Origin of the sequence: Phenylobacterium sp. (assembly GCF_035276905.1) — a bacterium.
GTDB lineage: Bacteria > Pseudomonadota > Alphaproteobacteria > Caulobacterales > Caulobacteraceae > Phenylobacterium.
Window position 1 is genome coordinate 1 of the sequence record NZ_DATELG010000055.1, and the last position, 7,397, is coordinate 7,397.

Sequence of the window (7,397 nt, forward strand, 5' to 3'; positions counted from 1 at the left end):
GTTCAAGTGGAAGCGCGACCCGTTCCTGGTCGACGCGGTGCTGATGTACGCCCAGCGCGGCCACGGCAAGCGCTCGAGCTTCTACTCCGACTACACCTTCGGCGTCTGGACCGAGGACACGGCCGGTCAGCGCCAGCTCACGCCGGTCGGCAAGGCCTACTTCGGCTTCACCGACGAGGAGCTGAAGGAGATCGACAAGTACGTCCGCGACCACACCATCGAGCGCTTCGGCCCCGTCCGCTCGGTCCGCGCCGAGCCGCACGCCGGCCTGGTCTTCGAGGTGGCCTTCGAGGGGCTGCAGCGCTCGGCCCGGCACAAGTCGGGCGTGGCCATGCGCTTCCCGCGGATCAACCGCATCCGCTGGGACAAGCCGCCCGGCGAGGCCGACGAGCTGTCGACGCTGGAGCGGCTGCTGGAGCAGATGGAGGGGCGGTAGCAGAGATCCTCCCCCAAACGCTTTTCCTCACCTGCGAAGCGGGGGAGGGGGACCGGCCGCCGAGCGCAGCGAAGAGCGGTTGGTGGAGGGGGCCAGCGGCCGCATGAACGGTGCAGCGTTGAAAGCGAATGTGGCGAGCGCGGCGCCTGGTGGCTTGCCCTCTCCACCACGCGCTCTTCGCTTCGCTCGGCCTGTGGTCCCCCCACCCCGTTTGCACGGGGGAGGAACGAAGCCGTGGGGATCAATCCCGTCCCTCGCCGGTTTCCTGCGCTTCAAGCAATGGAGCGCCGCGCATGGTGAAATTCGGCTACAAGCTGATGACCGAGGAGCACGGGCCCAAGGCCCTGGTGGCCAACGCCCAGCGGGCGGAGGCGGCGGGGTTCGACTTCGTCTCGATCTCCGACCACTTCCATCCCTGGCTGGAGATCCAGGGGCACGCTCCCTTCGCCTGGAGCGTGCTGGGGGCGATCGCCGCTGTCACCTCGAGGATGGGCGTCACCACCGGCCTCACCTGCCCGATCATCCGCTACCACCCGGCGATCATCGCCCAGGCGGCGGCGACCATCGCGGTGATGAGCGAGGGGCGCTTCTCGCTGGCGATCGGCGCCGGGGAGCGGCTGAACGAGCATGTCACCGGCGCGCGTTGGCCCTCGATCCCGGAGCGGCATGAGATGCTGGGCGAGGCAATCGACATCTTCCGCACGCTCTGGAAGGGCGGGGCGCACACCTGGCGGGGCAAGCACTTCCAGATCGACCATGCGCGGCTCTACGACCTGCCGGACCGCCCGATCACGGTCACGCTCGGCGTCAGCGGCCCGCATGGCGTGGCGCTGGCCGCCGAGAAGGCGGACGGGGTCATGGCGACGGAGCCGCAGGCCAAGCTGGTGCAGGATTATCTGGCCAAGACGAAGACGCCCGGCCCGCGCTACGCCGAATGCACGCTGGCCTACGCCGACAGCGAGCAGAAGGCGCTGGAGATGCTGCGCGAACGCTTCCGGTTCGGCGCGCTCGGCTGGTCGGCGATGAGCGAGATCCCCACCGTCAAGGGGTTCGAGGCCGCCTCGCGCTACGTCCGCAAGGAGGACCTAAAGGACGGCGTGGGGCTGGGCCCCGACGTCGAGAGCCACCTGGCGGCGATCCGTCAGTATGTCGAGGCCGGCTTCGACCACGTCGTGCTGCTGGGCGTCGGCCCGGATCAGGCGAGCTTCATCGACTTCTTCGAGCGCAGCCTGAAGCCGCGGCTGGACGAGCTTGCGGCGAAGGCCTGACTCAGCTCGTGCTCTGGGTCACGCGCGTCCAGACCTGGGTCTTGCAGAAGAAGCCGAGCGCGCAGCCCTTGGCCTCGAGGTGGTTGTCGTCGACCACCCGCGCCGCGCCGGCCAGCGTGCGGTTGAGATCGGGCACGAAGACCTTGCCGCGCCATTCGTCGCTCGCGCGGGTGAAGTCCTGGAAGAGCTTCATGCCGATCAGCTCGCGCCCGCTGCCGCGCCGCGCGTCCTCCCGCGCCTTCTGGCTCGCCCAGATGACCACGCCGCAGGCCGACGGCCCGCAGGGTCGAATGTCGACGTGCACCGAGTTCTTCGGATTGCGCCAGACGCCCAGGAGGTCGTCCTGGGCCGCCGCGGGGCCGCTGGCCGCAATGAGGGCGGCGGCCGCCAGGCCGAGCGTAAGATGCTTCACGCGCAGATCTCCTCGAGCTCCACTATGCACAGTCGGCGTCGAGGCGGCCAACGCCGCCCCCAGATGCAACGCCCAACCTTGCGAGTCGTTAGCGCTGGCGCCCTGTCATAAGGCGACTAAGTTCGCCAGCCGATGAACACGCCCCCCGCCCTGCCGGCCGCCGAGACGGCGGCGCTGACCCGTCGGGTCACCCTGCTGTCGGTGCTGACCGCGGCGGTGCTGGTGGCGATGAAGGCGGGCGCCTGGCTGGTCTCGGGCTCAGTGGCGCTGCTCGCCTCGCTGGCGGATTCCGGGCTCGACCTCGTGGCCTCGCTGGCGACCTTCTTCGCGGTCCGTTACGCGGTCGTCCCGCCGGACGCCGAGCACCGCTTCGGCCACGGCAAGGCCGAGGCCTTCGCCAGCCTGTTCCAGGCCGGCCTGGTCTTCGCCTCCGCCGCCCTGATCGGCCGCGAGGCGATCGTCGACCTCATCCATCCGCATCCGCTGCAGAAGGAGGGCTGGGCGGTCGCGGTGATGGTCGTCTCGATCCTGATGACCGCCGGCCTGATCGCCGCCCAGTCGCGGGTCCTGCGCCGGACCGGCTCGGTCGCGGTGTCCGGCGACCGGGCGCACTATGCCTCCGACGTCGCCTCCAATGTCGCGGCCCTGCTGGGCATCGCCGCCTCGGCGGTCCTGGGGCTGAACGGCCTGGACGCCGCCGCCGCGCTGGTCGTCGCGGCGATCCTGCTCTGGGGCGCGATCGGCGTTTTCCGTGAGGCGTCCGGCCAGCTGCTCGACCGCGAGCTCGGAGGAGAGGCGCGGGGCCGGATCGTCGAGCTGATCACCCGCGATGCGCGGATCGCCGGCGTGCACCAGCTGCGCACCCGCGCGGCCGGCCCCTTCGTCCACATGCAGATGCACGTCGACCTCGACCCGGAGCTGAGCCTGGCCGACGCCCACGAAGTGCTGGTCGCGGCCGAGAAGCGGGTGCTGGAGGACTTCCCCTCGGCGGACATCATCATGCACGCCGATCCGCGCGGCAGGGCCGAGCCGCACGGCGGCGCCTTCGCCGAAACGACGTCCGTTCGCGCCTGAAAAAGCGGCACAGCTAACGGCGCCTTAAGAGGTCCGGCGTCATTTGGATTCGAAGGGATTCGCCCACGGAATCCGCCTCCTGACATCCCGCCGAGATGAGCGTCGAACGCACCCTGCACCATTTCCCGCTCGACCCCGCCTCGCGCCAGGTGCGGCTGGCGCTGGGTGAGAAACGCCTGCCGTTCGCCGACAATCCGGTGCGCTATTGGGAGCGGCCGAAGGCGCTGACCGAGCTCAACCCCTCCGGCCTGACGCCGGTGCTGGTCGAGGCGGGCGAGGGCGGGACCCTGGCGCTGTGCGAGAGCCGCGCCGTGCTCGACTACCTCGAAGAGGCCTATCCGGACCCGGCCCTGCTCGGCGCCGATCCGGCCGAGCGGGCCGAGGCGCGGCGCCTCCTGCAATGGTTCGACCGCAAGTTCGAGTTCGAGGCCGGCGGCTTCATCCTGCACGAGAAGATGGAGAAGCGGCTGCTGGGCCTGGGCGCGCCGGAGCTGGCCAACCTGCGCCAGGGCCGCGAGGGACTGAAGAGCCACCTCTACTACATGGACGGACTGCTCCAGGGCCGAGAATGGCTGGCAGGACGGCGGCTCTCGCTGGCGGATTTCGCCGCCGCCGCCCATCTGTCGGTGATCGACTATTTCGGCGACGTGCCGTGGAAGGACTTCGCCGCGGTGAAGACCTGGTACATGAAGCTGAAATCCCGGCCGGCGTTCCGGCCTCTGCTGCAGGACCGCTGGCCGGGGCTGACGCCGGCCCGGCATTATGACGACCTCGACTTCTGAGCGCCCGAACGACTTGATCCGCGCCGAGGCCAGGCGGCTCGGCTTCGACCTCTGCCGCTTCGCCGACCTTGACGACGCCTGGCCGGCGGCCGCCCGCCTGCGGGAGTTCCTGGACGCCGGGCGGCACGGCGAAATGGGCTGGATGGCCGAGACCGCCGAGCGCCGGGCCCATCCGCGCGGCATGTGGCCCGAGGCCCGCTCGGCGATCGTCCTGGGCGTCAATTATGGCCCGGATGAAAATCCCCTGACCTTGCTCGGCGAGCCGACCCGGGCCTCGATCAGCGTCTACGCCCGCGGCGATGACTATCACGACCTGATCAAGGGCCGGCTGAAACAGCTCGGCGGCTGGCTGCAGGCCCGCTTCGGCGGCCAGCTGAAGGTCTTCGTCGACACCGCGCCCTTGATGGAGAAGCCGCTGGCCGAGCGCGCCGGCCTCGGCTGGCAGGGCCGCCACACCAACCTCGTCAGCCGCGAGTTCGGCTCCTGGCTGTTCCTGGGCTCGATCCTGACGACCCTGGAGCTGGCGCCCGACGCGCCCGAGCCGATGACTTGCGGCAGCTGCACGGCCTGCCTGCAAGTGTGCCCGACCCAGGCCTTCCCCGCGCCGTTCCAGCTCGATGCGCGGCGCTGCATCTCCTACCTGACGATCGAGCTGAAGGGGCCGATCCCGCGCGAGTTCCGCGCCGCCATGGGCAACCGCATCTACGGCTGCGACGACTGCCTCGCGGTCTGCCCGTGGAACAAGTTCGCACAGGGCGCGCACGAGCAACGGCTGGCGGCCCGCACCGCCCTGCGCGCGCCGTCTCTGGCGGAGCTGGTCCGCCTGGACGATGCGGCCTTCCGCGCCCTCTTCGCCAAAAGCCCGGTCAAGCGCCTCGGCCGCGACCGCTTCGTGCGCAACGTGCTCTACGCCATCGGCAACTCGGGCGAGCCGGCGCTGGCGGCGGCGGCGGAACGGCTGCTGGACGATGCGGCGCCGGTGGTGCGCGGGGCGGCCGTCTGGGCGCTGTCGCGGCTGGTCGGGGCGGAGGCGTTTGCGGCGTTGCGGGAGTTGCGGCTCCGCGCGGAGCCGGATGAGCAGGTCCGCGAGGAATGGGCGGGGGCGACGCCCGACGCCCCCTCCGTGTCGCTATGCGAGCCACCTCGCCCGCTTCGCGGGGGAGAGGTCAGCGAAGCTGACTGAAAGGGCTTTCGGCGGTCAGAACGCCACCGCGCCCAGGTCCTTCAGCCGCGGCAGCACCTTGTCCTTGTCCGACAGCACCGCCTCGCCGTCGACGCGCCAGTCGATGGCGAGGTCCGGATCGTTCCAGATCACCCCGCCTTCGGTCGCGGGCGCATAGAGGCCGTCGACCTTGTAGGCCAACTCGCAGTCGTCGGTGAGGGTCGAATAGCCGTGGGCGAAGCCGCGGGGGACGAACAGCTGCTCGCCGCGCTCGGCGGTGAGCTCGGCGCAGACCCACCGGCCGAAAGTCGGCGAGCCGGCGCGCACGTCGACGGCGACGTCGAGGATCGCCCCGCGCAGCACCCGCACCAGCTTGGCCTGGGGATGCGGGGCCTTCTGGAAGTGCAGGCCGCGGACCGTCCCCTTCTTCGCATTGAAGGCCTGGTTGTCCTGCACGAAGTCGGCGTCGACCCCGGCCTCGGCGAGGGTCTTGCGGCTCCAGGTCTCGGCGAACCAGCCGCGTGCATCGCCATGGCGCCTGGGCGTGATAAGCAGGACCTCAGGGATGGCCAGCGGCGTGATCGTCGTCATGTCGTCCTGCAGTTCACGATGTCGGAGAACAGCCTCGCATGGCGCGGGACGGCGCAAATGACAAGCCTCCTTCGCCGCAGGTCAGCGTGGCGGTGGTCGCCTACGAGAGCGGCGCGCTTCTGCGCGACTGCCTGGCCTCGCTCCGTGAACAGACGATTGGCGACGTCGAGGTGATCCTGGTCGACAACGCCTCCAGCGACGGCGCGGCCCAGGCGGCGGCGGCCGCCCAGCCGGACCTGGTCTTCATCGCCAACGCCAAGAACCTCGGCTTCGCCGCCGCGGTCAACCAGGCGGCCCGCCGCGCGCGCGGGCGCTGGCTGGCGCTGCTCAACCCGGACGCCTTCGCAGCGCCCGACTGGCTGGAGGCGCTCCTGGCGGCGGCCGAGGCCTGGCCGGAAGTCCGCTGCTTCGCCACGCGGCAGCTGAAGGCCGAGGATCCGTCGCGGCTCGACGGCCTGGGCGATGTGATGTCGCTGGCGGGCTTCGCCTTCCGCGGGGGCTACAACCAGCCGGACCCCGGCCTGACCGACCCGGCCTTGGTCTTCTCGGCCTGCGGCGGGGCGATGATGATCGACCGTGGGCTGTTCCTGGAGATGGGCGGGCTCGACGAGCGGCTGTTCTGCTACTGCGAGGACGTCGACCTGGGCTACCGGCTGCAGCTGCGGGGCGAGCCGACGCTGCTGGTCCCGGCCGCGGCGGTGCGGCACGTGGGCTCGGCCTCCAGCGGCGGTCCGCGCTCGGACTTCGCCACCTTCCACGGCACCCGCAACCGGCTGTGGATCTACCTCAAGGACACCCCGCCGGCGCTGCTCTGGCTGACCCTGCCGCTGCACATGCTGGCGACCGCGGTGCTGTTCGCCCGCCACCTCACCCGCGGCGAGATCGCCTCGCCCTGGCGCGGCTTCATCGCCGCCCTCGACGGCCTGCCGCTGGCGCTCCAGATGCGGCGGGAGGCGCAAGGCGCGCGCAAGGTCGGCTCCTGGGCGATCGCCCGCCAGATGAGCTGGAGCCCGCGGGTCCTGGTCCGCCGCAAGGTGGTGGTTCGCCCGGCGGTCAGGTCCCGGGGTTCTGCGCCCACTCGATCAGCCGGCGCATGAAGCCCGCGCCCCGCTCCAGCTGCGAGCGCTCGACGAACTCGTCCGGCTGGTGCGCCTGAAGGATGGAGCCCGGCCCGCAGATCACGGTCGAGAAGCCGGCCTCCTGGAACTGGCCGGCCTCGGCGGCGAAGGAGACCGTGCGCGGCGGGCCGTTGTCGCCGGCCAGCCGGCGGGCGAAGGCCTCGGCCACGCCGTTCGGCTCCGGCGACAGCGGCGGGGTGTGCGAACGGCGCAGGATCTCGACGCAGGCTTCCGGCGCGCGGGCCTTCAGCGCCCGGTCCAGCGCCTCCACCTGGGCGTAGAACGGCAGCAAGAGGCGCGACGGGTCGAGGCCCGGCGGACAGCGCAGGTCGAACAGGAACTGGCACTCGCGGGCGAGGATGTTGCTGGCCGTCCCGCCGTGGATCACGCCGATGGTGAGGGTCGCGCCCTTCGGCGTGAACGGCGAGGCGGGGTCGGCCTCCCGCTCCAGCCGGTCCGCCAGCTCGCGCAGGCTGGCCATCAGCGGCACGGCCTCCATGATCGCCGAGACGCCCTGCTGGGTCTGGCTGGAGTGGGCCTCGCGGCCGCGCACG

Annotated in this window: 8 protein-coding genes and 1 pseudogene; 6 read left to right on the plus strand and 3 right to left on the minus strand. The window is 71.2% G+C overall.

Going from position 1 to position 7,397, the window contains the following annotated elements:
- Together VJS38_RS02240 and VJS38_RS02245 are read left to right on the plus strand one after the other, a co-directional pair.
- A pseudogene (locus VJS38_RS02240) lies at positions 1-436 on the plus strand (ATP-dependent DNA ligase); the annotation flags it as partial.
- Between the two features lie 293 nt (positions 437-729).
- Positions 730-1,704 (plus strand): TIGR03557 family F420-dependent LLM class oxidoreductase, encoded by a 975-nt coding sequence (locus VJS38_RS02245; RefSeq protein ID WP_324086523.1) that lies wholly within the window; start codon positions 730-732, stop codon positions 1,702-1,704.
- Position 1,705: 1 nt separating this feature from the next.
- On the opposite strand, the gene VJS38_RS02250 is transcribed toward VJS38_RS02245, so the two are convergent.
- On the minus strand, positions 1,706-2,116 hold the full coding sequence (locus VJS38_RS02250) for a DUF2147 domain-containing protein (RefSeq protein ID WP_324086524.1): 411 nt from the start codon (positions 2,114-2,116) through the stop codon (positions 1,706-1,708).
- 132 nt (positions 2,117-2,248) lie between these two features.
- Between VJS38_RS02250 and VJS38_RS02255 the strand changes: the two genes are divergently transcribed.
- The 3 genes from VJS38_RS02255 (at position 2,249) to queG (ending at position 5,155) form a co-directional block, all read left to right on the plus strand.
- Positions 2,249-3,190 carry a cation diffusion facilitator family transporter gene (locus VJS38_RS02255; RefSeq protein ID WP_324086525.1) on the plus strand — a complete coding sequence of 314 codons (942 nt, stop codon included), beginning with the start codon at positions 2,249-2,251 and terminating at the stop codon, positions 3,188-3,190.
- A 95-nt stretch (positions 3,191-3,285) separates the two neighbouring features.
- Entirely contained in the window at positions 3,286-3,972 is a 687-nt protein-coding gene (locus VJS38_RS02260; RefSeq protein ID WP_324086526.1) for a glutathione S-transferase family protein, read from the plus strand.
- Positions 3,953-5,155: a tRNA epoxyqueuosine(34) reductase QueG gene (queG, locus tag VJS38_RS02265; protein WP_324086527.1), complete on the plus strand. Its 1,203-nt coding sequence runs from the start codon at positions 3,953-3,955 to the stop codon at positions 5,153-5,155. The genes VJS38_RS02260 and queG overlap by 20 nt, the downstream gene beginning before the upstream one ends.
- 15 nt (positions 5,156-5,170) lie before the next feature.
- Here queG and rfbC read toward each other — a convergent pair whose 3' ends face one another.
- On the minus strand, positions 5,171-5,725 hold the full coding sequence (rfbC, locus tag VJS38_RS02270; protein WP_324086528.1) for a dTDP-4-dehydrorhamnose 3,5-epimerase: 555 nt from the start codon (positions 5,723-5,725) through the stop codon (positions 5,171-5,173).
- A gap of 38 nt (positions 5,726-5,763) precedes the next feature.
- Between rfbC and VJS38_RS02275 the strand changes: the two genes are divergently transcribed.
- Positions 5,764-6,822 carry a glycosyltransferase family 2 protein gene (locus VJS38_RS02275; protein WP_324086529.1) on the plus strand — a complete coding sequence of 353 codons (1,059 nt, stop codon included), beginning with the start codon at positions 5,764-5,766 and terminating at the stop codon, positions 6,820-6,822.
- On the opposite strand, the gene VJS38_RS02280 is transcribed toward VJS38_RS02275, so the two are convergent.
- A partial coding sequence (locus VJS38_RS02280) for a M20/M25/M40 family metallo-hydrolase (protein WP_324086530.1) occupies positions 6,779-7,397 on the minus strand: 619 nt, incomplete at its 5' end. The genes VJS38_RS02275 and VJS38_RS02280 overlap by 44 nt on opposite strands.

What these genes read in the sequence shown, in the direction of transcription:
- rfbC (WP_324086528.1), bottom strand. Translation starts at nt 5,725, where the DNA reads ATGACGACGATCACGCCGCTGGCCATCCCTGAGGTCCTGCTTATCACG.
- VJS38_RS02255 (WP_324086525.1), top strand. Translation starts at nt 2,249, where the DNA reads ATGAACACGCCCCCCGCCCTGCCGGCCGCCGAGACGGCGGCGCTGACC.
- queG (WP_324086527.1), top strand. Translation starts at nt 3,953, where the DNA reads ATGACGACCTCGACTTCTGAGCGCCCGAACGACTTGATCCGCGCCGAG.
- VJS38_RS02245 (WP_324086523.1), top strand. Translation starts at nt 730, where the DNA reads ATGGTGAAATTCGGCTACAAGCTGATGACCGAGGAGCACGGGCCCAAG.
- VJS38_RS02260 (WP_324086526.1), top strand. Translation starts at nt 3,286, where the DNA reads ATGAGCGTCGAACGCACCCTGCACCATTTCCCGCTCGACCCCGCCTCG.
- VJS38_RS02275 (WP_324086529.1), top strand. Translation starts at nt 5,764, where the DNA reads ATGGCGCGGGACGGCGCAAATGACAAGCCTCCTTCGCCGCAGGTCAGC.